27 protein-coding genes are annotated in these 24,860 nt (G+C 32.9%); 12 read left to right on the forward strand and 15 right to left on the reverse strand.

Annotated features, from left to right (window positions below; all coding sequences use genetic code 11):
• The first annotated feature begins 82 nt into the window (after positions 1-82).
• From DFQ07_RS08895 to cysM, 12 genes are all read left to right on the forward strand, one after another.
• Positions 83-337 carry a DUF2061 domain-containing protein gene (locus DFQ07_RS08895; RefSeq protein WP_133535991.1) on the forward strand — a complete coding sequence of 85 codons (255 nt, stop codon included), beginning with the start codon at positions 83-85 and terminating at the stop codon, positions 335-337.
• 11 nt (positions 338-348) lie between these two features.
• Positions 349-957, forward strand: a complete 609-nt coding sequence (locus DFQ07_RS08900; RefSeq protein ID WP_133536759.1) for a phosphoadenosine phosphosulfate reductase domain-containing protein — start codon at positions 349-351, stop codon at positions 955-957.
• An 11-nt stretch (positions 958-968) separates the two neighbouring features.
• Positions 969-1,874, forward strand: a complete 906-nt coding sequence (gene cysD / locus DFQ07_RS08905) for a sulfate adenylyltransferase subunit CysD (RefSeq protein ID WP_133535993.1) — start codon at positions 969-971, stop codon at positions 1,872-1,874.
• A gap of 39 nt (positions 1,875-1,913) precedes the next feature.
• A complete protein-coding gene (locus DFQ07_RS08910) occupies positions 1,914-3,161 on the forward strand; it encodes a sulfate adenylyltransferase subunit 1 (RefSeq protein WP_133535995.1) in 1,248 nt (415 codons plus the stop codon).
• A 15-nt stretch (positions 3,162-3,176) separates the two neighbouring features.
• Complete coding sequence (locus tag DFQ07_RS08915; protein WP_133535997.1) at positions 3,177-3,527, forward strand: 4Fe-4S dicluster domain-containing protein; 351 nt, start codon at positions 3,177-3,179, stop codon at positions 3,525-3,527.
• A gap of 37 nt (positions 3,528-3,564) precedes the next feature.
• Positions 3,565-5,667 (forward strand): HEPN domain-containing protein, encoded by a 2,103-nt coding sequence (locus DFQ07_RS08920; RefSeq protein WP_133535999.1) that lies wholly within the window; start codon positions 3,565-3,567, stop codon positions 5,665-5,667.
• A gap of 13 nt (positions 5,668-5,680) precedes the next feature.
• Positions 5,681-6,448: a uroporphyrinogen-III C-methyltransferase gene (cobA, locus tag DFQ07_RS08925; RefSeq protein WP_133536001.1), complete on the forward strand. Its 768-nt coding sequence runs from the start codon at positions 5,681-5,683 to the stop codon at positions 6,446-6,448.
• A complete protein-coding gene (locus DFQ07_RS08930) occupies positions 6,448-7,023 on the forward strand; it encodes a precorrin-2 dehydrogenase/sirohydrochlorin ferrochelatase family protein (protein ID WP_133536003.1) in 576 nt (191 codons plus the stop codon). The genes cobA and DFQ07_RS08930 overlap by 1 nt, the downstream gene beginning before the upstream one ends.
• 125 nt (positions 7,024-7,148) lie before the next feature.
• Complete coding sequence (locus DFQ07_RS08935) at positions 7,149-8,204, forward strand: NAD(P)/FAD-dependent oxidoreductase (RefSeq protein WP_133536005.1); 1,056 nt, start codon at positions 7,149-7,151, stop codon at positions 8,202-8,204.
• 136 nt (positions 8,205-8,340) lie between these two features.
• Positions 8,341-8,676, forward strand: a complete 336-nt coding sequence (locus DFQ07_RS08940) for a 2Fe-2S iron-sulfur cluster-binding protein (RefSeq protein ID WP_133536007.1) — start codon at positions 8,341-8,343, stop codon at positions 8,674-8,676.
• A gap of 22 nt (positions 8,677-8,698) precedes the next feature.
• Entirely contained in the window at positions 8,699-9,442 is a 744-nt protein-coding gene (epsC, locus tag DFQ07_RS08945; RefSeq protein ID WP_133536009.1) for a serine O-acetyltransferase EpsC, read from the forward strand.
• Between the two features lie 19 nt (positions 9,443-9,461).
• Positions 9,462-10,349 (forward strand): cysteine synthase CysM, encoded by an 888-nt coding sequence (gene cysM / locus DFQ07_RS08950; protein ID WP_133536011.1) that lies wholly within the window; start codon positions 9,462-9,464, stop codon positions 10,347-10,349.
• 220 nt (positions 10,350-10,569) lie between these two features.
• Here cysM and DFQ07_RS08955 read toward each other — a convergent pair whose 3' ends face one another.
• The 15 genes from DFQ07_RS08955 to DFQ07_RS09020 all read right to left on the reverse strand — a co-directional run bounded on the left by DFQ07_RS08955 (position 10,570) and on the right by DFQ07_RS09020 (position 24,746).
• On the reverse strand, positions 10,570-11,709 hold the full coding sequence (locus DFQ07_RS08955; protein ID WP_243743956.1) for an alpha/beta hydrolase-fold protein: 1,140 nt from the start codon (positions 11,707-11,709) through the stop codon (positions 10,570-10,572).
• A gap of 259 nt (positions 11,710-11,968) precedes the next feature.
• Positions 11,969-12,556 (reverse strand): hypothetical protein, encoded by a 588-nt coding sequence (locus DFQ07_RS08960; protein WP_133536015.1) that lies wholly within the window; start codon positions 12,554-12,556, stop codon positions 11,969-11,971.
• A 99-nt stretch (positions 12,557-12,655) separates the two neighbouring features.
• Positions 12,656-13,489, reverse strand: a complete 834-nt coding sequence (locus DFQ07_RS08965; protein WP_208107685.1) for a phospholipase D-like domain-containing protein — start codon at positions 13,487-13,489, stop codon at positions 12,656-12,658.
• Positions 13,490-13,596: 107 nt separating this feature from the next.
• Positions 13,597-14,697, reverse strand: a complete 1,101-nt coding sequence (locus DFQ07_RS08970; protein ID WP_133536017.1) for a serine hydrolase domain-containing protein — start codon at positions 14,695-14,697, stop codon at positions 13,597-13,599.
• A gap of 164 nt (positions 14,698-14,861) precedes the next feature.
• Positions 14,862-16,646: a GmrSD restriction endonuclease domain-containing protein gene (locus DFQ07_RS08975; RefSeq protein WP_133536019.1), complete on the reverse strand. Its 1,785-nt coding sequence runs from the start codon at positions 16,644-16,646 to the stop codon at positions 14,862-14,864.
• Between the two features lie 197 nt (positions 16,647-16,843).
• A complete protein-coding gene (locus DFQ07_RS15585) occupies positions 16,844-17,014 on the reverse strand; it encodes a hypothetical protein (RefSeq protein ID WP_166627757.1) in 171 nt (56 codons plus the stop codon).
• A gap of 334 nt (positions 17,015-17,348) precedes the next feature.
• Positions 17,349-17,861 (reverse strand): DinB family protein, encoded by a 513-nt coding sequence (locus tag DFQ07_RS08980; protein WP_133536021.1) that lies wholly within the window; start codon positions 17,859-17,861, stop codon positions 17,349-17,351.
• 20 nt (positions 17,862-17,881) lie between these two features.
• Entirely contained in the window at positions 17,882-18,364 is a 483-nt protein-coding gene (locus DFQ07_RS08985) for a YdeI/OmpD-associated family protein (protein WP_133536023.1), read from the reverse strand.
• Positions 18,365-18,490: 126 nt separating this feature from the next.
• Positions 18,491-18,856, reverse strand: coding sequence for a VOC family protein (locus DFQ07_RS08990; protein ID WP_133536025.1), 366 nt, complete (start codon positions 18,854-18,856; stop codon positions 18,491-18,493).
• 5 nt (positions 18,857-18,861) lie between these two features.
• Entirely contained in the window at positions 18,862-20,067 is a 1,206-nt protein-coding gene (locus DFQ07_RS08995) for a serine hydrolase domain-containing protein (protein ID WP_133536027.1), read from the reverse strand.
• A 141-nt stretch (positions 20,068-20,208) separates the two neighbouring features.
• The gene (locus DFQ07_RS09000; RefSeq protein ID WP_133536028.1) at positions 20,209-20,730 is read right to left on the reverse strand and encodes a DinB family protein; all 522 of its coding nucleotides are present in this window, start codon (positions 20,728-20,730) and stop codon (positions 20,209-20,211) included.
• A 263-nt stretch (positions 20,731-20,993) separates the two neighbouring features.
• Positions 20,994-21,998, reverse strand: coding sequence for a C45 family autoproteolytic acyltransferase/hydolase (locus DFQ07_RS09005; RefSeq protein ID WP_133536030.1), 1,005 nt, complete (start codon positions 21,996-21,998; stop codon positions 20,994-20,996).
• 56 nt (positions 21,999-22,054) lie between these two features.
• Positions 22,055-22,492, reverse strand: coding sequence for a GNAT family N-acetyltransferase (locus DFQ07_RS09010; RefSeq protein WP_133536032.1), 438 nt, complete (start codon positions 22,490-22,492; stop codon positions 22,055-22,057).
• Between the two features lie 25 nt (positions 22,493-22,517).
• A complete protein-coding gene (locus DFQ07_RS09015) occupies positions 22,518-23,150 on the reverse strand; it encodes a LysE family translocator (protein ID WP_133536033.1) in 633 nt (210 codons plus the stop codon).
• A 153-nt stretch (positions 23,151-23,303) separates the two neighbouring features.
• Entirely contained in the window at positions 23,304-24,746 is a 1,443-nt protein-coding gene (locus DFQ07_RS09020) for a ligand-binding sensor domain-containing protein (protein WP_133536035.1), read from the reverse strand.
• Positions 24,747-24,860: the final 114 nt, after the last annotated feature.

Raw genomic sequence — 24,860 nt, forward strand, 5'->3', positions numbered from 1 at the left:
ATTTCTCCTTGGAGAATTAAAATGCATATGTATATTTGTCGACTTAAAACCTAGTATTCCGATAGGGTAAAGGTATTTTAAAATGATTGCAGAACAAATAGTAGAAAATAAAACGAATTATAGAGACGATAAACTATCTGAAAAACCAGTAAGAAGCGTAGTAAAATCAATAAGTTGGAGAGTAGTTGGAACCATAGACACTATATTAATTTCATGGATAGTCACAGGTCAAATAAAAACAGCTTTTTCAATAGGAGCTATAGAGTTGATTACTAAAATGCTACTGTATTTTTTTCATGAGAGAGTTTGGAACAGTATAAAATGGGGCAAAAAATGAGTATAGAAATTATGAATTTAGAATCGATAAACGCAGAGTTAAAAAATAAATCTCCTAAAGAGATTATTGTTTGGGCATTGTTACAAGCTAATAAGGCGGTTGTAACCACAAATTTTCGACCTTATGAAGGAGCCATTTTACACGCTGTATCGTCAGTTAAAAAGAATATAGAAGTTATTTGGTGTGATACTGGTTATAATACACCACAAACCTATAAACATGCAGAAGAGTTAATCGATAAATTAGGTTTAAATATTCAACTATATGTGCCTAAACAAACAGTAGCACATAGAAACATCACTTTAGGGTTACCAACAATAGATGATCCTAAACATGCTGAGTTCACTGAACAGGTAAAATTGGAGCCTTTTAAAAGAGCAATGAGAGAGCATGAGCCAGGTGTTTGGTTTACAAACTTAAGAAAAGGACAAACTGCTTTTAGAGATAGTATTGATATCGTTTCAAAAAGTAAAGATGGTGTGTTAAAAGTAAGTCCGTTTTACCATTGGTCAGACGAAGAGCTAGATGCCTATTTACAAGAACATCAATTACCAAACGAGTTTAAATACTTTGATCCTACTAAGGTAGAAAATAACAGAGAATGTGGTTTACATATTTAAAGAACATGATTATGAATACAGAAGTTATACAAGTAGGAGCTTTAGAAAGTGAAGCCATATATATATTAAGAGAAGTAGTCGCACAATTTGAAAAACCAGTGCTATTGTTTTCTGGGGGAAAAGACAGTATTACACTGGTGCGACTAGCTCAAAAAGCTTTTTATCCAGCTAAAATTCCATTTCCATTATTGCATATTGATACTGGGCATAATTTTCCTGAAACTATTGAATTCAGAGATCGCTTAGTAGAAGAATTAGGAGTTGATTTAATTGTTCGTCAAGTACAAGATAACATTGATGCTGGTAAAGTAAAAGAAGAAACAGGAAAGTACGCGAGCCGAAACATGTTACAAACCGAAACGTTATTAGATGCCATTGAAGAATTTGGTTTCGATGCATGTATCGGTGGAGCGCGTAGAGATGAAGAAAAGGCGAGAGCCAAAGAACGTATTTTTTCAGTACGAGATGATTTCGGTCAATGGGATGAAAAAAACCAACGCCCAGAATTATTTGACATGTTGAACGGAAGAATAGATTTAGGTCAAAATGTACGTGTTTTTCCAATTTCTAACTGGACAGAATTAGATGTTTGGTCGTATATACAACAAGAGCAAATTGAAATTCCATCTATTTATTTCGCACATAAAAGAGCCACTTTTGTTAGAGACGGACTCATTTGGTCTGCAAATGACGAAGTAGTGTATAGAGAAGATGAAGAAGAAGTACGAGAACGTATGGTGAGATTCAGAACAGTAGGCGATATGAGTTGTACAGCTGCAGTATTATCTGATGCCATAGATATTGATACCGTAGTAGATGAAATTAGAGAGTCTACCATATCAGAAAGAGGAGCTAGGATTGATGACAAACGATCTGAAGCAGCGATGGAAAAACGCAAACAACAAGGATATTTTTAAAAAGGCTACAAACAATAAGCCTTAAAAAAAGCATAAAATATGAACGTAGTAAAAATAGCAACAGCAGGAAGTGTAGATGATGGAAAGAGTACACTAATAGGACGCATTTTATACGATACAAAGTCATTAACTCAAGATAAACTAAAAGCTATAGAAGAAAAAAGTAAACAACGTGGATTTGATTACTTAGATTTTTCTTTGGCGACAGATGGTTTGGTAGCTGAACGAGAACAAGGAATAACCATTGATGTAGCTCATATTTATTTTTCGACTCCAAAAACGAGTTTTATCATAGCCGATACTCCTGGTCATATAGAGTATACCAGAAATATGGTTACAGGAGCATCTAACTCGCAAGCTTCTATCATATTGGTAGATGCAAGAAACGGTGTAGTAGAACAAACCTATCGCCATTTCTTTATCAATAATTTGTTGAGAGTGAAAGATGTAGTGGTGGCAGTGAATAAAATGGATTTGGTAGATTTTTCAGAAGAAAAATTTAACCAGATTAAAGGTGAAATAGAGTATTTATCACAAAAAAGTGCCTATAAAAATCAAAACATCACGTTTATACCACTTTCAGCATTGAAAGGAGATAATGTAGTGACACCTTCAGAAAATACACCTTGGTATAAAGGAGATACCTTATTAAATCATCTTGAAAACTTGGAGACTGAAGATATTCAAGAAGTATCAAAAGTACGTTTTCCTGTGCAAACAGTTATTCGACCTAAAACAGACGAGTATCATGATTTTAGAGGATATGCAGGGAAATTATACGGAGGAGATTTAGCAGTTGGTGATGCTGTAACTGTATTACCATCAGCAACAAAATCTACGATAAAAAGCATTCAGTTTTTTGATAAAGAATATGCAAGAGCTAAACGAGGTAGCTCAATAAGCATCACTTTAGAAGATGATGTAAATGTGAGCAGAGGAGATATGTTGGTAAAAGAAGGAGAAGAACCATCTGTCGTAAAGCAATTAGAGGCTACGATTTGTTGGATGGATAAAACTCCACTGCAAGCTTCAGAAAAATATTATATCAAACATGGAGTAAATGATGTACAAGCGAAGATAACAGAGTTAAAAACAATCGTTCGTACCGATTTTTCTGGAGTAGAAGAAGCTCCAACTAAATTATCATTAAATGAAATTGGTGAAGTCAGTTTAAAAGTAAGCAAGCCTTTGTTTGTTGATTCGTATGAAGAAAATAAGGCAAACGGAGCATTTATCATTATCAACCCCAAAACGAACAATACGTCAGGAGTTGGTTTTATCAAGTAATAAAATTTAAAAGTTATGGCAATAATCATTACAGATGAGTGTATCAACTGTGGAGCATGCGAACCAGAATGCCCAAACACAGCCATTTACGAAGGAGCAAGTGACTGGAAATATAGCGAAGGAACTTCATTACAAGGAAATGTAACCTTATTGGATGGAACTTCTGTAAATGCAGATGAAGAGAATGCACCAGTATCAGATGAGTATTATTTTATAGTACCTGATAAATGTACCGAGTGTAAAGGGTTTCATGAAGAACCCCAATGTGCGGCAGTATGTCCGGTAGATTGTTGCGTGCCAGATGATGCACATGTAGAAACCGAAGAACAATTGTTAGCAAAGCAAAAGTTCTTACATAACGAATAACAACGCTTTTATAAGCAAACAATTATTAAAAAACCACATGCAAAGTTTTAGATCAGAAATAGAAAATCCTGTTGTAGAAAAGGATATCCTAGAGTTAGAGCGTAAGATACGTTTGTTTAACGAAGGAAAAATAGATGAAGAACGTTTTAGAAGCTTACGTTTAGCAAGGGGAATTTACGGTCAACGCCAATTTGGAGTACAAATGATTCGTATTAAGTTACCCTATGGTAAAGTTACGAGTGAACAATTACACAGAATAGCCGATGTTTCTGATGAATATTCAAGAGGGCGTTTGCATATTACCACACGTCAAGATATTCAAATTCACCATGTAAGTTTAGACAGAACCCCTGAGTTATGGGCACAGTTAGAGAAAGACGATATTACGTTGCGTGAAGCATGTGGTAATGCCGTACGTAATGTAACGGCTTCTGAAACTGCAGGAATCGATCTGAAAGAACCGTTTGATGTAACACCGTATGCACACGCCACTTTTCAGTTTTTCTTGCGTAATCCAATCTGTCAAGAAATGGGAAGAAAGTTTAAAATGTCTTTTTCGGCTTCAGAAGAAGATACTGCGTTGAGTTTTATTCACGATTTAGGATTCATTGCTAAAACGAAAACTGTAGATGGTAAGGAGGTAAAAGGTTTTAAAGTGTTGTTAGCTGGAGGATTGGGTTCACAACCGCGTCATGCCGATGTAATTTATGAGTTTTTAGAAGCAGAATTACTAATTCCTACTATTGAAGGTGTGTTACGTGTATTTGATCGTTACGGAGAGCGTGTAAAAAGAGCCAAAGCTCGTTTAAAATTCTTGGTAAAAGATTTAGGAGTAAATACCTTTTTAGAATTGGTAGCCGCAGAAAGAAATGCATTGGCCTATAAAACCTATCCAATTAATACTGCCGATTTTGAGCAAGATATTGTTTTTGAAACCAATGAGGTTCCTTTAGTAGTGATAGAAGATGAAGAGGCATATCAAAATTGGAAAGAAACTAATGTAATTCAGCAAAAGCAAGATGGATTATACGCGATAGGTATCAAAGTACATTTAGGAGATTTTTATACTGATAAAGCACGTTTATTAGCAGATTTAATCAAGAAATATGGAGCGAATGAGTTACGTTTTACACTACGTCAAAATATCTTGATTCGTCATGTAAGAGAAGAATTTTTACCATTTTTCTATACAGAATTACAAAAGTTAGGTTTTGCAGATGCAGGATATAATAGTTTGAATGATATCACTGCATGTCCTGGAACAGATACATGTAACTTAGGTATTGCTAGTAGTACAGGAATTGCAGCAGAGTTAGAGCGTGTGTTAAAAGCTGAATATCCGCAGTATGTAAATAACAAAGACATCACCATTAAAATTAGTGGATGTATGAATGCTTGTGGACAACACAATATGGCACATATTGGTTTTCAAGGAATGTCAATAAAAGTAGGGAATCTATTGGCTCCAGCTTTACAAGTGTTGATTGGAGGAGGAGTTTTAGGTGGCGGAAATGGTCGTTTTGCTGATAAATTGGTAAAGATCCCAAGTAAAAGAGGGCCAGAGTCCTTGAGAGTTTTACTAAACGATTTTGAAACTCATAAACAAGCAAACGAAGATTTCTTAAGCTATTATGATAGACAAGGAAAAACATATTTCTATGAGCTGTTAAAAGAATTATCAGACACTACCAATTTAACAGAAGATGATTTTATTGATTGGGGACACGATAAAAACTATGTAAAAGCCATAGGAGTAGGAGAATGTGCAGGAGTGGTGATAGACTTAGTAGCAACCTTACTGTTTGAAAGTGAAGAAAAGCTAGAAAATGCTTCACAGGCCTTGAATAATCAACAATGGTCAGATAGTATTTACCACGCTTATGCAGCTATGGTAAACACTGCTAAAGCCTTGTTAACAGCAGAAGGAGCAAAAACCAATACACAAGCAGGAATCATCACCAATTTTGATGAAACCTTCGTAGTAACAAATAAAATAGAATTATCAAGTTCATTTAAAGAATTGATTTATCAGATTAATAAGAATGAACCTACGGAAGCTTTTGCAAAAAAGTATTTAGAGGAAGCAATAGCATTTTATAAAACAATTGATGCTTACCGAAAAGTAGCCGTAGAAAGTTAAAAAGGAGAGTCCAATGAAAAATCAACCGAAATTAACCGTAGTAGGTGCAGGACCAGGAGACGCTGATTTAATCACCTTAAAAGCCATCAAAGCATTAGAACAAGCAGATGTAGTATTGTACGATGCATTGGTGAATAACGAACTGTTAGGGTATGTAAACCCGAATGCAGAATTAATTTTTGTAGGAAAACGTAGAGGATGCTATCGCTATCAACAAGAACAAATCAATGAGTTGATTGTTACGAGAGGATTTTCTCACGGACATGTAGTGCGTTTAAAAGGCGGTGACCCTTTCATTTTTGGTAGAGGGGCAGAAGAAATGGAATATGCTGCCAAATACGGATTAGAGGTTGCTGTAGTTCCAGGAATTTCTTCATCGTTAGCGGTACCGGCTTATCAGAACATTCCGTTGACAAAAAGAGGAAGTTCAGAAAGCTTTTGGGTCATTACAGGAACCACAAAACAGCACCAATTATCAAACGATGTTGCTTTAGCAGCAAAATCGAGTGCAACGGTTGTTATTTTAATGGGAATGGGTAAGCTTTCAGAAATCATTCAGCTTTTTAAGGCAGAAGGGAAGAACGAATTACCAGTAGCAATTATTCAAAACGGAACGACTCCTGAAGAAAAAATAGGAATTGGTACTGTAGATACTATAGAAGAAGTAGTCGCTAAAAATAACTTGAGTAATCCTGCGATTATTCTGTTAGGAGATGTGGTAAATCACAGACAACAATTACTACAAGTGCAACAAGAAGTAGCTTTAAAAGAGGTGGTATAATGGAAGAAAGAAATAATTTATATCCAATTTTTTTAAAGACTAAAGAATTGGAAGTGCTAATTGTAGGAGGAGGGTTTGTAGCTGAAGAAAAACTACGATTTTTATTAAAATCGAGTCCCGATGCTAAGGTAACCATGGTAGCTCCTTTTTTTAGAGATGAAACTGTTGCCATTGCTCAAAAAGGTAAAGTGAATATGGTAATAGATAGCTATAATGAAACGTATTTGAAGGAAAAACATTTGGTGATTGCAACAACAGATGTTCCGGAGGTAAATATGCAGGTATATAAAGATTGTAGAAGCCAAAATACCTTGGTGAATGTAGCTGATAATCCACCGTATTGTGATTTTTATATGGGCGGAATTGTCACCAAAGGAAATGTAAAAATGGCTATTTCAACCAATGGAAAATCACCAACAACCGCTAAGAGATTGCGTCAGTTTTTTGAGGAAGTAATTCCAGAAGACATCAATCAATTAGTACAAAATTTAAATAGTTACAGAAAAACCATCAAAGGAAACTTTGAACAAAAAGTAGAAACATTAAATAAGCTAACAGAGAGTTTAGTAAAGTAATCTTTCGCCTAAGTTTATCTTGAGCGAAGTCGAAAGGCTCAAGATAGGCTAAAATAAAGCAATTTATAAATTTATAAAATAGAAAGAGGGCACTGAGCGTAGTCGAAGTGACAAAAAAAGAGAACATGATACAAACAGATATATTAATTATTGGAGCGGGTCCAACAGGACTATTTACAGTTTTTGAAGCAGGATTATTAAAACTACGTTGTCATTTAATTGATGCCTTACCACAACCAGGTGGGCAGTGTTCAGAAATTTATCCGAAGAAACCTATTTATGATATTCCAGCTTATCCAGAGATTTTAGCAGGAGATTTAACTAAGAACCTGATGGAACAAATCAAACAATTTGAACCAGGTTTTACCTTAGGAGAAAGAGCAGATACTATCGAAAAACAAGATGACGGAACGTTTATCGTAACTACTAATAAAGGAACCAAACATCAAGCACCTGTGGTAGCCATTGCAGGTGGTTTAGGAAGTTTTGAACCTCGTAAACCTATTATTCCAAATATTATCGATTTTGAAGATAAGGGAGTGGAGTATATGATTAAAGAACCAGAATTGTATCGTGATAAAGATGTGGTAATTGCTGGAGGTGGAGATTCTGCTTTAGATTGGTCTATTTTCTTAACAGACATAGCTAAGTCAGTGACGTTAATTCACCGAAGAAATGAATTTAGAGGAGCATTAGATTCTGTAGAAAAAGTTCAAGAGTTAAAGAATTTAGGAAAGATCAATTTGATAACACCTGCTGAGGTAAAAGCAGTGTTAGGAAAAGAGCACGTAACTGGGGTAGTAGTAGAAGAAACAGGTAAAGAACCATTCATCATAGATACAGATCATTTTATTCCACTATTCGGATTGGCACCAAAATTAGGGCCGATTGCCAATTGGGGATTAGAAATTGAGAAAAATGCTATTAAAGTAAACAATGCTTTAGACTACCAAACGAATGTAGAAGGTATTTATGCGATTGGTGATGTGAATACCTATCCAGGAAAGCTAAAACTAATTTTATGTGGATTCCACGAAGCAACGTTAATGTGTCAGAGTGCTTACAAACGTATTCATCCAGATAAAAAATATGTAATGAAATATACCACTGTTGGCGGTGTAGACGGTTTCGATGGAACAAGAAAAGAAGCACCCAAAGCGGTAGTAAAAGCAATTCAATAATTTGGGATTAGGATGAAAGTAGTTAGGAGTTGGCATAAAGGTTTGTTGTAATTATTTGTTTCAAGTAATTACCCTCTTCATCAATAAACCTTTATGCCAACTCCTAACTACTGATTCCTGTAAGAAATTGTTAAAAATGGATAGTCAAGATATCACGATAAAAATAACAGACCGCGATGGTGTAATGCATGAGGTAGTTGCTCCGACAGATATGGCAATGAATTTAATGGAGGTGGTTCGTTCTTACGAACTCGCTTCTGAAGGAACTATTGGAATCTGTGGAGGAATGGCAATGTGTGCTTCTTGCCAATGTTATGTAAAATCAAATCATGAATTGCCAGAGATGAACGAGGATGAAGATGCAATGCTAGCAGAAGCTTTTCATGTAGAAGAGAATAGTCGGTTAGGGTGCCAAATTCACATAACTTCTGAATTAGAAGGACTAGAAGTAGAGTTAGCACCTGAAAATTAGTTATTTTAGTAAAAAAGAGTAAATGCGATTCAAACAATACGATTTATCATTAAAAGATGATGTAGAAGTTTTTACCAAACAATTGTTTTATGCGTTGTTTAATGATGCATGCCAAGAAAAAGCAAATCATTTAAAAGAAAAGTTCGTAAAGATTTTAAAAGGATTAGCTATCGAAAATGCTTCGGAAGTATGGGCAGCATACCAACAAACATTTTGTAAAATACGAGAAAAGTTAGATTTAGATGCCAAAGCATTTGAAAAGACTGATCCAGCCTGTAAAAGCTTAGGAGAAGTGTATTTAGCTTATCCGGGGTTTCATGCCATTGCCGTATATCGATTGAGTCATGAATTGTACAAAATGGAAATTCCGATTTTACCAAGAATGATGAGCGAATATGCTCATGGACTCACAGGAACAGACATACATCCTGGAGCAACCATTGGAGATTCATTTTTTATAGACCATGCTACGGGAATTGTCATTGGAGAAACCACGATTATTAAAGAAAATGTAAAAATATATCAAGGAGTCACTTTAGGAGGAATTCAAGTAAAAAAAGAATTGGCATCCACAAAAAGGCATCCAACGATTGAAAGTAATGTAACCATTTATGCCAATGCAACTATCTTAGGAGGAGATGTAGTAATAGGTAGCGATAGTATTATTGGCGCCAATGTTTGCGTAATTACTTCTGTACCCGAAGGATCTATTGTAACCTATGAGTCAGAAAATAAAATAACCACAAGAAAATCCTATGTTAAATGATGTAGGTACCAAATCAACCATGAAAACTAAAACGATCATAGATAGTATAGGAAATACGCCATTAATTGAAGTTTCTAACATCCTTCAAAAAGAAGGAGTGAAGCTATTGCTAAAATTAGAAGGAAATAATCCTGGAGGAAGTGTAAAAGATAGAGCAGCGTATAATATGATTGCGGAAGCTATCAAGAGAAAAAATATCCGCCCTGGAGATTATTTAGTAGAAGCAACGAGTGGAAATACAGGAATCGCTTTAGCACTCATGGCAAAAATATTAGGCGTAAACATGGTATTGATAATGCCAGAAAATTCTACCGAAGAACGTGTAAAAACCATGCGTGCTTATGGAGCTGAGGTTATTTTAACGGATGCAGAAAAAGGAATTGAAGGTTCTAGAGACGTTGCACTAGAGTTGCGTTATAAAAAAGGCTATTTTATGCTCAACCAGTTTGAAAATTCCGATAACTGGAAAGCACATTATAAAACCACAGGTCCAGAAATTTGGAACGATACCGAAGGGGAAGTAACACACTTTGTATCTGCGATGGGAACTACAGGAACCATTATGGGAGTTTCTACCTATTTAAAAGAACAAAATCCTGAGGTACAAATTATTGGGGCACAACCTAAAGACGGAGCTAAAATCCCAGGAATTCGTAAGTGGACACCAGCTTACCAGCCAAAATTCTTTAACAAAAGTAAGGTAGATCAGGTGATTGAATTAGATGAAAACGATGCTAAAAACATGACGAGAAGGCTAGCACAAGAAGAAGGTGTTTTTGCTGGAATGAGTAGTGGAGGAGCGGTACATGCAGCCTTAGAAATAGCTCAAACGATTGATAAAGGGGTAATTGTAGCAGTTATTTGCGACAAGGGAGATCGTTATTTATCTTCGGATTTATTCCAATAGATTGTCTTTACTTATTTTATAATATAGAAATTCCCGCTTATGCGGGAATAGGAGCAAATGGTTTTTATTTTTTAATTTGTTTGGTAACGTTTTTCGTGTATGATTTGTAGCTGTTTTCAAAGCTATTTCTTGTAGGCTTGCACCAAATTTATTTAAAAGTTCAAAACTTAAATTTACCACTTTCCATGCCATAAGTTATACACGTTGTTAGCACACGTATTTAATTTTTAAGTTCCTCCAATCGTTTTTTTATGCCAGTGTTTTTCGTATTCAACTCTAATGCTTTTTCATAATATTCAATAGCTTTCTCTTTATCTCCTTTTAACATGTAAAACTCCGCCAAGCTATCCCAAGCATTACTTGATGAAGGATAATTTTCTGTGTTATATTTAAAATAGAAAAAAGCTTTGCCTAAATCCTTGAGAGTGTATAAAAATTGATAGCCATAGTAATTGACTAATTCTTCCCGTAAGAAAACTTTATACCCAAGTCTATCTGATAATTTGTCAAACCTTTTTTTAATCAATGTAGGGTTGGTATACATTTCATCATAGTTAATCATATGTCCTCTAAACAAGTATTTCATACCATCCATAAATGAAACCAAAGGCATGGTATGGTGGTTTTCTTCTTTATAACCATATTTTTTATATCCTAGACCTATGTTATATGGATGTAATTGCTCGAATTTTTGAATAAATCTCCAAGTCAGATTAGCCTTTTCAGGGTAAACAGTGTTCTCTACTCTATCTACGGTAGCTATATATACATCTTTATAGGTTCCATTATATTCTTTGAAGAATTTCTCAAGATTCTTAAGACTAACTTCATTATCCCACCAGGCGCTAAAATCAATTACCAAATATGAATTAAATAATTCAGGTTTAGTAAATAAAGCGTGCAGTATAGGTAACCCAGTAAATGAATATCCCGAAAAAATTCGATAATTATTTGTTCTGTAGGTACTATCAATATATGGTATAAGCTCTTTCTCGATAAATTTTATAAAATCGTTTGCACCACCGCTTACCTCTAGTCCTTTTTCTTCTTTTCCAGAGTAACCTATCATGGACTTTGTAGGGGATGAATCTTTTACTCTATCTAAACTAGTAATACCTACTACTATCATCTCAGGAATTTGTGGACTAGCATCGCTACTCATTTGGGATACAGCTCCGGTGAAAGGGTGAAAAAATTTCCTACCGTCAAGGATGTAAAGCACAGGATAGTTTACATAATCATTGTTGTTATATGAATTAGGGAGATATATTGAAATTTCTCTATCTGAATTAAGTATTTCAGATTTGATTGCAAATCTTTTGCCAATAATAATGTCTTTATTACTCTGTCCATATGACAAATTTGAAAAGATAGTTATTAATAGTATAGTAAATAATATTTTCATTTTATTTTTTTAAGTGTCGACGAATATAAAACAAAATAATAAAGCCGTACAAAAAATGTATGATGGTTATATTGTACAATGTGATAACTATTGCTATCTATCTTCAGATTTGTTTCAATAGATTGTCTTTACTTATTATAATATAAAGATTCCCGCTTAGGCGGGAATCTCTGTATCTAAATAACTAATTTTCTATTGAGAAAAATAGTTAAAGCTAATTCAGTTTTATGGTCGCACCTAATTTTTTGCGCTCATTTGAAATTTCAATTACAGCTAGGGATTTATTAGTGTCTTGTATCTTTTCAAAAGAAATCTTGTCAAAAATTTCTCCTTCTATCTTCATATCAGTAATACCTTTTAATTTTTTATCCTTGAAATCATTTAATTCAAATTCAATTGCTATTCCAAAAGGTATTTGACTGGATTCAGTATGTACAGTTCCTTTTAACTTTTTGTTTAATAAAGAAAGTTGGTTGTAGTGTATGAGTATTAGAATGAAAGGTACTAAATAGAATAGATTAAAACTTAAAACCATTTTACCAAATGAAATACTGATACTTGATGAGTAAAATGTTAGTAAATTAAAGTTAACAGCTTCATTGATAAGAGTAGCAGATAAATACCAAATTAGTACTAATAAGATTAAATTTTCTTTAGTGTATTTAGATATAATCGAAACTGCAATACCAAATAGACTTAAACCAATGCTTATATAATTATAGTCATTACTAATAAATGTGCTTAATAGTGTAATAATACAGGTTGCTATACAGTAATAAATAATAAAGTTAAATAGTTTCATATGATTTTTAAATAAGGTATTGAAGCTAGTAATTCTGAGTAAGTTTGGGTGTACTAGAATCCGCCGTAATTGCGGTTATACATTGTTAGGCATTGCTATTTATGTTCCAATTCTAAATTCAGGTTCAATCCAGTCCTTTTCCCAGTTCAGTTTTTCTGAAATACAAAAAATTTGATGATGCTCTTTTAAATAGCCATTAATAATTTCATTTTTTCCGCTGTTGTCGTTCAATGAAATCGCATTTTCAATTGAATAAGTCGCATTTTGGGTTAGATTAAAAGAACCAGTCCAAGCGGAAACAGCTTTGTAGCTGAAATTTTCCACCTTTTCACTTTCTTTTACTCGGCAGAAAACCAAAAATTTGTTATGCATTCTCGGGAATGCTGGTTTTTTCTCTGAATTATGATTTCCGACACATCTAATTCCGTCCACAGTTGGGTCAGCACAAACACTTAAATCTCCCATTGGTGACTTAAACATAAATCTCTCCATATCACAATTTACTTGATTATATTTTTGTTGTAAAGTCGATTTCGAATCACTTTTATTTTTGTAATTCATGTCTGGTCTTAAAAAATCCTCTTTTTGAACTACAATTTGAACATTTTTGCATTTTGCTAAAGCGTTTAAAATTCGATAAGATGTTAACCAAGCAACACAGCCAACAATTAAGTCGTCCTTAAATTCTAAAATTTTGTCTATTAAAGTTTGCTCGATATTTCTAAAATGCGTTTCAACACTGTCAAAATTCGGTGAGTCTACTTTAGTTGAATTATTTTGAGAAACAATCATTTCATTCGCTCCGATTGAGTCAGTATAAAAACGGTCGTTGGGAATTACAAAGTCATTTAAATTTTCTTTAGTGTTTTTCATTTTTGTAAATTCTTTTTGTAATTCCGAAGAAGTCAATGGATGTTCTCGATGTTTTTTCATAGTTGTACCTAACGCCCAACTAAAATGAGTATGCGCCCCTGTGGCCAGGAACAGTCGAATTTCGTGTTTGCAACTTCCCTTCAAATAGCTCAGTTCACATATTCATTTTAGTGTTTGTTATCTGTTTTTTCTTTATCTAATAATTTTAAAACTTGTTCTATAGTATCATAATTCGATTGATTTGTTCTATCCGTATTTGTCAATATTGCAATAAAACTAGTGTTAGTATAGTCTTTGGCAATTACGTTATATACACCAAATGATGGTCCGCCTCCTTTTTCGCTATACCAATCGGACTTATCTTTCGAACCATTTGTATGTGTCCGCCAGCCATATCCAAAATATTCACTTTGAGCAGATTTTGTGTGTAACTCCCAAAGCTTATTTCTATATTCTTCAGATAAAAGCTGATTAGTAATTAGAGACTGATACCACTTATACAAATCCTTCGTACTTGAATAACAGCCCGTTGCTCCTTTACCAATTGCTCGATTAAAAGATGGAGCAGGTTTTAATTCACCGTTGGTTCTGGTATATAATTTTGCTATAGGATTTTTTTCGGCTCCGAAATATCCCGAATGGTTCATTTTCAAAGGTTTAAAAATTTTCTCGACAAGAACCTCATTATATGGCTTACCCCTTAGCTTTTCGATTACCAATGAAAGTAAATAGTAGTTGGTGTCGGAATAATTATCACTAGTCCCTGCTTCAAAAAGTATTGGTTTTTGACATCTTTCAAACATTTCGGTTTTTGAAACTGAATCTATGAATCCGGGACCATTTATAAATTCATTGTCTTCATAGAATTCTTGTAATCCTGAAGAATGGGAAAGTAAATGGTGAATGGTAATTGTCTTACCAATCCCCTTGTCATAATTAGGTAAATAGTTAAGTATGGAAGCGTTTAGATTCACTTTTCCTTCTTCAACCAACTGCATAATGAGTAATGCAGTAAATTGTTTGGAAATTGAAGCTAAGTAAAAGCTGTGATCAGGTTTTAACTTTTGATTTGCTTCAAAGTCAAAAAAGCCAAAGGATTTGTTAATAATTACCTCCCCTTTGTGTGCAACCAAAATATTTCCATTGAAGTCATTTGATTCATATAACTCTTGAATTAGTTGCTCAATTTTGGAAGATTGCCCAACCGATTTATGAGGAAAAAAATATAAGCCTGGCAAAGTAATTATTAGCAGTAAAATCCTATTCATATGATCGAGCTGTTTTTTTATTACAGATAACGGTTTTGTGTATGATTAGTGGCGTGTTTAAGCACCTAATTTAGCAAATAAAAACTGAATAGAAAATCCGCGAGGATTTTCGTAAGTAGGCGATAACCAAGCCATTAATTATACACGGTGTTGGCATTAGTATTTTAATTAAAAAGTTTAAATATTTCTCCTTGTTTGGCTCCTTTCACTTCTACACAATTTGCTCCATCTCTTTGATACATTTTATCATTAAAGTAAATTGGTTCAACTCCACATTGAACTTCTATCATTAAAATAGTCATTCCGTGATAAGTAATCGGTGTAATTGATTTAGAAATTTTAGTTCGCAAATCACTTGGTAGTGAACTATCTGAAATTTTCTTTGTTATGAAACTGATATAGTCATCTAAACTAACTCCTTTAAGTATTGCTTCTCTTTCTAGTCCAACAATTCCAAATCCATTGTATCTAGGAACATTTTTTAGTAAATCTAATTTCTCCACTTGAAGAGTGTCAGATTCTTCATCTGTAACACCAAGAAATAAATATCCTGTTTTTTCTTTGCCAAGATTCGCTAAAGCAGCAATGTTTTTTAGAATCTTATTTTCAAAAACCTTTTCCTCAAATTTGCGTTCTTTTGGATTAAGAGAGTATAGACCTTGTTTGAAATCATAGACAGCACTTTCTACTTTTGAACGCATTAAATATACTTGAAAGTCAATTGTATAAGTAGATGCACTTCTAAAGGTTAATTTTGATTTTTTAAAATAGTCAATAATTAGAGCTTTACATATTTTAATATTTTCTAATCTGCCAGCGCTAGTGGTATAATTTCCTTTTCCTTTTGGAAGTTTTTTATGTAAATTATCTATTGCTTTTTTAATGTTTTTATAATCAAAAGGATGCATATTTTGATTTATCATTAAATCATAAAATGCCATAAATAAAGTATAAAAAGCCTCTTTTACTGGATTTCCTCCAGCTGAAGGGTTTAAAATGTTTTTAAGTCGTGCTCCTTCAATTTGATGGTCGGCAAAGTTGAATAACTCAGATATAACTATTTTAATATCCTGACTGATGTTATCAAATCCAATAGCGTTTAATTTTAGTTCTATTTCGCTTGATTTATCTTTTTCTCCAATTCCATAATAATTGTCAAATTCTTTTTTATTCGCAGGAAATGGACTCCCTAGCAATATGGATAATACAATATCAGCAATGAATTGCTCGTCTTCACTTTCTCGAAGGTCAGAAACTCGTAAAACTCCGTGTTTACACCAAAAAGTGTTTTCTGCTGAAATACCATAACCAAATGAAGATTGTTTAGAATCAATACTAATTTCTGGCATTTCTGCTAACAATAAGACATCTTTGGAAGCATCTCCTCGTATTTCAGAAGCTAATGTTCTAATAATTGACGAAAATTTAGAGGTATTTCCTGCTTGTCTAACTTCTTGAGGTGATAAGTGTCGTCCACTTGCATTAATTCTTCGAAAGGTTTCATTAATATCATCATAACTATTCGATTTGAAAATAGTAGCAGGAAAAGGATAAGATATAAAAGAAGATACTTCGTCTTGCGTTATGAAATCTACTCCTGTTTTACTTTTAAAAACTCCTTTGTCAGCTTGTGATTGAGCAAATGTATAGTCCTTTACATTAAAGAAAATTTCTTTTCCTTCTCGAATAATTGGAAATTGATTCTCTATAAACCCAAAGAAAGCATTTAGCCTTTGCATTCCATCAATTATTTCAAATTTTCCATCTTCTACAGAAGCTAACAAAATTAGAGGAACAGGATACTTTGAAAGTATAGAATCTATTAATTTTTGTTTTTCATTTATTGTCCAAACTAATTTTCGTTGATATCGTCTGTTAACCAAAAGCATATTTTTACGATGTAATTCATATGCCTCCATTATTGTCATTCCTCTTGGTGATTGAATCATATTTCTTTATTAGTTCGGTTGTTTTTTATATTAATGCCAACTTGTTTATATACAGAATAAACTTCCTGTTATATTCCTTTTATGGCGGTATAAGCAGAAGTTTTTAGCAATTTTATTCTTTTATTTAAGTCTCTAATATAAATAAAAAATCACACAAAATACAGTGATCAAAAGAGTGAGTACTAACGACAAACACCTTATTTATTTTCATCCCAATGAAACTTATGTATAATTCGGTGAATGATAGGACTCATTAATATTCCCAAAGAAGCTATAAATACCAATCCAGCATAAAGCCCATAGATACCTGCAAAAATATGTCCGTTTTGAGAACTTGGCTTTTCAATAAGTCCTAAGCCTGATAACATGATAGATGAATGTAAAAAAGATTCGCTTAACGTTAAGTTTTCAAAAGTCGTAAATCCTAAAATTCCAATTAAAAGTGAAAAGAGAATCAGCAGTAAGATCCCCCAAAAGTGTTTTAATAGCCTGATATAGAATCTTTTTTTGTTAATAGGAGTTTCTGTTCTTTTTTCGTACATGGTTTAATTTTATAGATTACCCCTAATTTAGCAATTAATTTTATACAGTATTACTGCATATTTTTATTTCAGAAAATTAGTTGTGTGATTTGATTTCCAATTTTTAATTAAGTTTTTTAGTCAATTTTAGAGACATAACCAACGAGATAGGTAACTGCTCTTATTCCTTTTGTTCTGATTGTTTAACTACATTATAAAAATTATAATCTGTATTGGTAGCATCGGTAATTCCAACATTTCTGCCAATAGTTACTATTTGCCCTCTATGATAAGTACCGTGATTAATTACTTGCATCAAATATTCATATTTCGGAAGTTCACATTGAAACCAAGGGCTTTCGATTTTAACCAACTTCATAAGGTCTTTTTCTGAAAAGGAATGGATTAATTCAGATAAACGTTGAGAACTTTTCAGCCATCCGTCCATTATTTGTTCTGTACTTAAATCCTCAACTTTCTGTTCATTATTTGTTTTAGGTTCTTCTGCTAGAATGGAATACCAATACTCTTCAGTATCTGAAATATGTTTAATGGTTTTGAGAATGGTCGAAAAACTTGAAGGAACTTCTTTAGTAAGAATCTCATCCGGTTTTGTTGAAAGCCATTTGGTGAATTTTTGAGTGTTCCAAAAATTATAATCAGTATAGTTTGTTGCTAATTTTGTTAGTGCCATTTTTTTTGTTTTTTAGTTATTTACGGTTTGTCTCGCCCAATAAATCTGGTATTTCCCAGCAGAAATTCGATAGCTCGTTCTACATTTCTATCAATACTTTTTTCTGTTTTCAGAAATGATAAATACCTCAATATTTCTTTTTGTAGAGAAGGAGTTAAATGATCGAATATCTTTCTTGCTTTTTCATTTTCGTTCAACGCCTTTCTAAATTTTGGATGAAAGGGTATTTTTCTTTCGTTCGGGTCAAATTCGATTTCAATTCTTACTATTTCTCCAACTTCTTTTTTTGCAGATTTCCTCATTGGAGTGTTTAAATAAAGTCGCCAATGACCACTGTATTTTATCAGAGTTTGCTCAAATTCGTTTCCTTCAACTTTGATACGAATAGGAATCTTTCCTTTATCTTTTCCAGCCTTTTCAAAAATATAATTCAAAATGTAATCTGGGACAAAAACGAAAGGGTTAATTCCTATAATTTCAATTTTAGCTTTAAATTCTTTCATTTCAACTATTTATTTTAAGTAGTTTTTTGTCAACAATCTCGGCTATGAGAATGGTTGAGTAGGGGCGCACTTGACTTTGCAAGTACTTTTGTTTAGAATGTGCTTTTTCCTTTCACAAACCATTTTTTATTCCTTTAATTTAAAATACGGATTATAAATCAGTCCGATTATATTTCCAAAAGGATCTTTAACGGTTGCGGTCATTAATTCTCCTCCAACATTATAAGGTTTTTCGTTTTCGGTTGCCCCCATTTTAACCAATCGGTCGTACGTTTCTTGAATTTTATCCACTCCCCAATAAGAAATAACACTTTCAATCTTATCGGTTGTCGGGTTATCTTCTGGTTGAAGACCTAATTCATAGCCTCCAATGTCGAACCCAACATAATAGGGTTCTTGAAAGTACGGTTTTGTACCAAAGGCTTTTGAGTACCATTCCGTAGCTTTTTCAATATTTCCAACTTTATAAATTGTTGTTCTTAGTCCAAGCATATTTTTTATTTTATATTATCATAAGGAATGTAGTCTTCCCAGTACCAAGGCGTGTAAATATCTCCGATTCCTATTTTAAGAACTTCTTTAAAAATACTTTCTGCATTATCGCTATTCGACATTATGAGAATTCCAATATGTTTTTCTGGAAAAAGAATTGAATAGTGTTGAAAACCTTCTCCGTGTCCTTCTTTAAAATATCCGTGACCATATGGTGATGTTAAAATACCCCATCCCAAACCATAATTCAAATCGATACTATCATTTTCGTTTGTTTTTTCTAATGAAAGTGGTCCGAATTGCTTTTTTGAATTAATCCGAATATTGGGTGAAAACATCAATTGGGTAACAGAAGAATTGTTAGCGTATAAATCAAGTATTTTGGCTAAGAATTTCGAGTAATCTACGGGTGTTGTAGACATAGAGCCTGCAGCTGTTGTTTCATCTGCCTTATCTATATCAATTACATTTTGTTTTTTTGTATGCCCATTGCAATAGTTGTTTTCAAAGCGTTTTTGCCATAAATAGCTGGTCATACCCATTTTTAAAGGATTAAAAACATGTTCTTTAGCCAACTGTTCCAATCCTTTTCCTGTCATATTCTCTATAGCATATTGTAATAACATCATTCCTTCTCCAGAATAGCCGTATTCAGTTCCGGGATCAAAGAAAAATAAGATATCTCCTTCTGGAGTAAACTTTCCAGTTCTACTTAACCATCTCCAATTAGGAAAACCTGTAGTATGTGATAAACACATTCGTGCAGTTATTTTCTTATACCGTTCATCGTTAGCAAGATTTTTAAAACCTCTCCATTCTTTTTCAAGTTGCAATTCAGGAATAGGAACGTCAAAATATTCTTGCAGTGGCCTATCTAAATCAATAATTCCCTCATTAGCCAGTTGTGTCACTAAATAACCAAAAACAGCTTTACTTAATGAAGCTCCATAAAACACATGGTGAATACTTAAGCTGTCTTTTTCAGTAAGGTTTGAGTAGCCAAATGCTTTTTGATAAGTAACAGTATCTTGGTTAAAAATGGTAACTGTTAACCCTGTAACATTTGCTATATCAACAAGGGTTTTAAAACTAGAGTCTAATTTAACTCTTGTTATTGATGAGCCATCTAGTCGCTGAATTTGTTTTCTCTCTATTTTTTTTGAACAACTAGTGATTATAGATAGTATGATTATTATTCTTAAGTATTTCATATTTCAATATTAAGTAAAACGGCAAAGGTTTTGGCTATGGTTTCGTTACATGAGAATCCGCAAGAATTTTAAGAAGTAGGCGAGAACAAGCAAATATTTACAGTCATTGTTAGCAATAAGATTAATTGATTTGTTAATTCTTTATTTATCTAGCGGAAAATATCTTTCTTTTATAATGTTGAAATGATGAATTTGATGTGCCGTTATTGTCAGACCAATTGTGTATAGAGGCATTTCGTATTCAAAAAAGACACAATTTGTTTCGAGAATATTTCGATTAAAAGACTTAAACATCATAATGGTTGATTGACGTACAATTCGAAGTTCATTTATCAATTGTTCAATTGTCAATTCATCTGCATTTGAGTTTTTACCCATTATTTCCTGATCGAGTGCTTCAGGAATATGTCCTTCATTACGAGCAAAAAGTATAGAACGATAGCACCAAATCCTTTCCCAATCTATCAAATGCTGTAGTATTTTATGAATAGACCATTTATCTTTTTCATATGTTTTTAAACCAATTCTCTTTAATTTAGCAATATCCAATTCATTAATTTTCGCTAAACTTAGTTCAAAAGCCTCGTTGAGTTCAATATCGCCATTAAGGCTTAAAACGTATTCTAAAAATCCTGGATTTTTTTTGATTTCTGATTTTTCCATTATAGCTATTTTGGTTGCTAACGTCTTGTGTAATTATTAGTTGCGGTTTTAAATTTACGTTTTTAATTTAAAAAAACTAAACTAAGTAATTAATGAATGGATTCAGGTGTAGTCTAATTCGTTGTAATTACGATTATATATTGTTTACCTGTTGGTAATATTTTTTAAAGTTCTCTTGTGCAGAACAACTTGAAATAATAAATATTAAAATGAGAAGTGTGATGTTTTGTTTCATGCTCAATTTTTTTAGCTTGTGCACCATATTATGGAGCACTTTTTTTCATCCACCAATCAAGTCTTGTTTCTGGTTTATAATTCCTTACTGTCGGTTTAGTTTCTGCTCGTTCAATCTTCAAATCGTTCAAATTTGCAACTACTGACCAAATTGTACCAAATTTTTCTTTCTTTAAATTCAAACACACGCACTTGTCAGAAAGAATCTCTTTGGCTTTTTCTAAATCCATTTGCTTAACGGATTTTAAATTGTTTTTCAGTCCGTTATATCTTTCTGCACTTTTACTCCATTCGACTCCACCACGGTCGTACGGTTGCATTTCTTCTGATTTAAATTCGTTTGTTATGTAAATGAATTGTTCATTTTTCTTAGGTCGTCTTACGTTGCTTTTTTGTGGTGCTGATTCCACAACTACGATTTCTCCATTTTTGTCTGCAATCAAAAAATTGTTCGCAGTTGAAACTTTGGCTTTTTCAATTAATTCTATCGCTTGTTTTGTGTTTTTACAATCTTCTAAAATTTTCCTTACAATAAAATGGAAGCTAATACCCGTTTGGATTTCAGTTCCATTAACGAATGACATTGCAACAGATAATCCTTTTTCGTTAATTCCGTCTGAGCGACCTATAAAAACGTCTGATTGGCTGATGTACGAGTATTTGTTTTTTGGCGCTATCAGACTACTTTCCGTAAATTTTTTAAAATTGAAAAGCATATCATAATTCCGCCCGATTATCGTGTCATTGCTGTTTTTGAAAGCAAACACACTACATTGTCCAGTCGGATTGAAAACACCAAGGCTCAATAAAAATGCACCTAACTTTTCAGGTTTGTCATTAATTCCTTTTGCAAAACCTTCAATCTCTTCAATAACTTCAGGGAAAAATAATTTTAAGTCTTGATAGGATTCAAGTCCAAAATTCATTTTTTGTTTGCTGATTGTCGGAATGACGAAATTTGCTTTTTCATACAGTAGTTTACCATACTTTAAGCCCATGTCGTAAAATTCTCCATATAGTCTCGGGTGATACATTTTATTTCATTTATATGTTTTTCAGATTTCTCTAATCATTAAATGCAGCATTTTTTTTAGCCATTGTTAGCAAAGGTTTTTTCCATAATGACATAATCAATTCCATCTTTCTCAAATTTTTTATCTGTAGGTTTTAAGTTGAATTTCTCATAGAATTTTGATTTTTCTACTCGAGCATTACACCATAATTTTTTAATTCCTTTTTTCTCTAATAAATCGATTATACTTTTTAATAGAATTGTTCCGTATCCTAATCCTTGATATTCAATTAACGTTGCAAATTTTCTGAATTGTACCACATTATTCTCAGCAAATAAGGAAATTATAGATGTCAGTTCTCCATTTATAAATAAACCAAAATGTCTCGCATTTTCATCATTTGGTAATTTAACATATTCTATCGGCTTATTTGGCCACATAACTTTGTGTCGAATCTGTAAAGTTTCGGAAGAGGAGATTTGTTTAATTTCAGAAATTATTTTTTCACTTGACATTTTACTAATGGTTTGTATATGGTTTTTATTTCGCTTTTGCCAATGCCATTTTCATAGCGAGTCCAGTCAATACAGAAGTCATAAACCACTTCTGTATTCTTAACCAAATTGGCTTTTTCGAGAACCAACTAGCCATTTTAGCAGCTGATATAACAATTAGAAAATTAACTGAAAAACTTATTATTATTTGTATAATTCCGAGTTGAAAACTTTGACCTAAGATAGAACCATATTCAGGTTTTATAAATTGAGGAAAAAATGATAGATAAAATACTGCCATTTTGGGATTTAGGATATTTGTCAGAAGTCCAATATTAAAGAGTTTAAGAGGTTTGTCCGATTTCAGGTTTTGGTCAGCGTCAAATATTTTGTTTTTGTATTTTATAGTGTTATAGGCTAAGTATAATAAGTAGCCTACTCCAAGAAATTTAACCACGACAAAGGCATAAGGGATGGCAAAAAATATTGCAGTAAGTCCAAAAGACACCATCAATATATGGAATAAAAATCCGCACATTACACCAAAAAGAGAGATGATTCCAGCTTTTTTTCCTTGTGACAAAGACCTTGAGATTAAATAAATCATATTCGGACCAGGAGAAATTACCATTATCAATGCCGCTAATCCAAATAGTAATAAATCATTTATTGGTATCATATTTCTGTTTTTAGTTCTAGTTTTTTATTAGTAGTTGTGTGGTTAAGTAACAAATTTAGTAAGTATAAATTGAGTAGAAAATCCGCGAGGATTTTCAGAAGTAGGCGAGAACAAGCAATTACTTACAGCCATTGTTATCAGTAGTACTTTATTTTATTCTATTTTTATTTTTAATAGTCCAGCGAAAGTCGCACACCATAAATTACCTTTATTATCTAAAGTCATTCGTTGAACATAAGTACTTGGCACTTTAGAATTTTCAGGTGTGAAGGTTTGCCAATTCTCTCCATCAAACATTGAAATTCCGACTCGATTTAGGCTTAACCAAATTCTATTATTTTTTTCATCTATGGCAAAGTCCAATACGTCATTTCGTGGCATGTCCGAATTATCTGTGTTTATTATTTCCCAAGTTCCATCTGTTTTAAATTTGGCAAAACCTTTGGTTTGAGGAAATTTCTCGTACAAAGAGAACCAAATTGTTCCAGTTGAATCTTCAAAACCTTTGGTTAAAGTTGAAGTAGATAATGGTGAACCATCTTTAAATTCAATTACTTTTTCACCATCAATTCTGATATTTCCTTTATTCGTTCCTATCCATAAGCGACTTTTGCTATCAAGAAAAACTCCCATAACTCGATTTGAAGGAAGTTTCGAATTAGTAGTGTCCATAACAGACCAATTTTTTCCATCATATTTTATCAACCCTTTTGAAGAAGGAAACCAAACATTACCAATTTTGTCAGCATAAATTTTAGTTGTCCAACGTAAAGGTGAGTTTATAGTATCAAAAACTTGCCAATTTTCATCATTATATTTATAAGCTGATTTTCCTCCAACAAACCATTTGTTTCCTTCACTGTCAATTGCAGAATGCATAATGGATTGCAATTTATTCTTGTTGTATGGCGTTGCTTTGATTGGTGTGTTTTTTGAACCGAACAAAGTCATATTTCCATTTTCTACTTTTACAATTCCATTATCTGTTCCGTACCATATAACACCATTTTGCTCACTTATAATTGCTCTTGACATATCCCAAGGGACAATAGAATTTTGAGTTGTAAATACTTCAAATGAATTAGAGTCAAGCTTATTTTTATATTTTCTTTTTCTATCAATCTCAACTGGTCCGACAGATTTCATATTTGACTGATTTTTTGTGTCAAATCGTTTGTATTTTGTCTCTACCTGTCCATTATTAAATAAGAACTCCAAAACCACTGTTGCACTTCTTTCTTTTCCTTTACATATAGCAGGTTTCCAATTGGACATTGAATTAATCTTGTCTTTTAGTTCAAGTTTTTTTATGCTTTTGTTAGTTTTTGACTGAAGGCTCTTTACACATTGATTTCCTATCGAGTCAACTATGACTTGTACAAAAACTTTCCCTCTTAATTTTGGAGAAAAATCGGTCAGATGTTTTTTAAAGTATTCATTTATATCTGATTCAGATTGGGCTTTAGTCTCTCCACAATCAAGACAAAAACTAAATCTTGCTTGATGGCAATCATCAAATTGTTCAGAGAATAGATTTTGGGCTTTACTATTGAAAAATGTCAATAGAATTATAATTGTAAAAATTTGTTTTGTCATTTGTTCGTATTATTGGTAACGGTCTTGTGTATGATTAGTGGCGTGTTTAAGTACCTAATTTAGCAAATACAAACCTAATAGAAAATCCGAGAGGATTTTCGTAAGTAAGCGAGA

Origin of the sequence: Tenacibaculum caenipelagi (assembly GCF_004363005.1) — a bacterium.
Classification (GTDB): Bacteria; Bacteroidota; Bacteroidia; order Flavobacteriales; family Flavobacteriaceae; genus Polaribacter; species Polaribacter caenipelagi.

Coding starts and splice junctions, on each gene's coding strand:
- DFQ07_RS08895 (WP_133535991.1), top strand. CDS start 83: ATGATTGCAGAACAAATAGTAGAAAATAAAACGAATTATAGAGACGAT.
- DFQ07_RS08900 (WP_133536759.1), top strand. CDS start 349: ATGAATTTAGAATCGATAAACGCAGAGTTAAAAAATAAATCTCCTAAA.
- cysD (WP_133535993.1), top strand. CDS start 969: ATGAATACAGAAGTTATACAAGTAGGAGCTTTAGAAAGTGAAGCCATA.
- DFQ07_RS08910 (WP_133535995.1), top strand. CDS start 1,914: ATGAACGTAGTAAAAATAGCAACAGCAGGAAGTGTAGATGATGGAAAG.
- DFQ07_RS08915 (WP_133535997.1), top strand. CDS start 3,177: ATGGCAATAATCATTACAGATGAGTGTATCAACTGTGGAGCATGCGAA.
- DFQ07_RS08920 (WP_133535999.1), top strand. CDS start 3,565: ATGCAAAGTTTTAGATCAGAAATAGAAAATCCTGTTGTAGAAAAGGAT.
- cobA (WP_133536001.1), top strand. CDS start 5,681: ATGAAAAATCAACCGAAATTAACCGTAGTAGGTGCAGGACCAGGAGAC.
- DFQ07_RS08930 (WP_133536003.1), top strand. CDS start 6,448: ATGGAAGAAAGAAATAATTTATATCCAATTTTTTTAAAGACTAAAGAA.
- DFQ07_RS08935 (WP_133536005.1), top strand. CDS start 7,149: ATGATACAAACAGATATATTAATTATTGGAGCGGGTCCAACAGGACTA.
- DFQ07_RS08940 (WP_133536007.1), top strand. CDS start 8,341: ATGGATAGTCAAGATATCACGATAAAAATAACAGACCGCGATGGTGTA.
- epsC (WP_133536009.1), top strand. CDS start 8,699: ATGCGATTCAAACAATACGATTTATCATTAAAAGATGATGTAGAAGTT.
- cysM (WP_133536011.1), top strand. CDS start 9,462: ATGAAAACTAAAACGATCATAGATAGTATAGGAAATACGCCATTAATT.
- DFQ07_RS08960 (WP_133536015.1), bottom strand. CDS start 12,556: ATGAAACTATTTAACTTTATTATTTATTACTGTATAGCAACCTGTATT.
- DFQ07_RS08965 (WP_208107685.1), bottom strand. CDS start 13,489: ATGAAAAAACATCGAGAACATCCATTGACTTCTTCGGAATTACAAAAA.
- DFQ07_RS08970 (WP_133536017.1), bottom strand. CDS start 14,697: ATGAATAGGATTTTACTGCTAATAATTACTTTGCCAGGCTTATATTTT.
- DFQ07_RS08975 (WP_133536019.1), bottom strand. CDS start 16,646: ATGATTCAATCACCAAGAGGAATGACAATAATGGAGGCATATGAATTA.
- DFQ07_RS15585 (WP_166627757.1), bottom strand. CDS start 17,014: ATGTTATCAGGCTTAGGACTTATTGAAAAGCCAAGTTCTCAAAACGGA.
- DFQ07_RS08980 (WP_133536021.1), bottom strand. CDS start 17,861: ATGGCACTAACAAAATTAGCAACAAACTATACTGATTATAATTTTTGG.
- DFQ07_RS08985 (WP_133536023.1), bottom strand. CDS start 18,364: ATGAAAGAATTTAAAGCTAAAATTGAAATTATAGGAATTAACCCTTTC.
- DFQ07_RS08990 (WP_133536025.1), bottom strand. CDS start 18,856: ATGCTTGGACTAAGAACAACAATTTATAAAGTTGGAAATATTGAAAAA.
- DFQ07_RS08995 (WP_133536027.1), bottom strand. CDS start 20,067: ATGAAATACTTAAGAATAATAATCATACTATCTATAATCACTAGTTGT.
- DFQ07_RS09000 (WP_133536028.1), bottom strand. CDS start 20,730: ATGGAAAAATCAGAAATCAAAAAAAATCCAGGATTTTTAGAATACGTT.
- DFQ07_RS09005 (WP_133536030.1), bottom strand. CDS start 21,998: ATGTATCACCCGAGACTATATGGAGAATTTTACGACATGGGCTTAAAG.
- DFQ07_RS09010 (WP_133536032.1), bottom strand. CDS start 22,492: ATGTCAAGTGAAAAAATAATTTCTGAAATTAAACAAATCTCCTCTTCC.
- DFQ07_RS09015 (WP_133536033.1), bottom strand. CDS start 23,150: ATGATACCAATAAATGATTTATTACTATTTGGATTAGCGGCATTGATA.
- DFQ07_RS09020 (WP_133536035.1), bottom strand. CDS start 24,746: ATGACAAAACAAATTTTTACAATTATAATTCTATTGACATTTTTCAAT.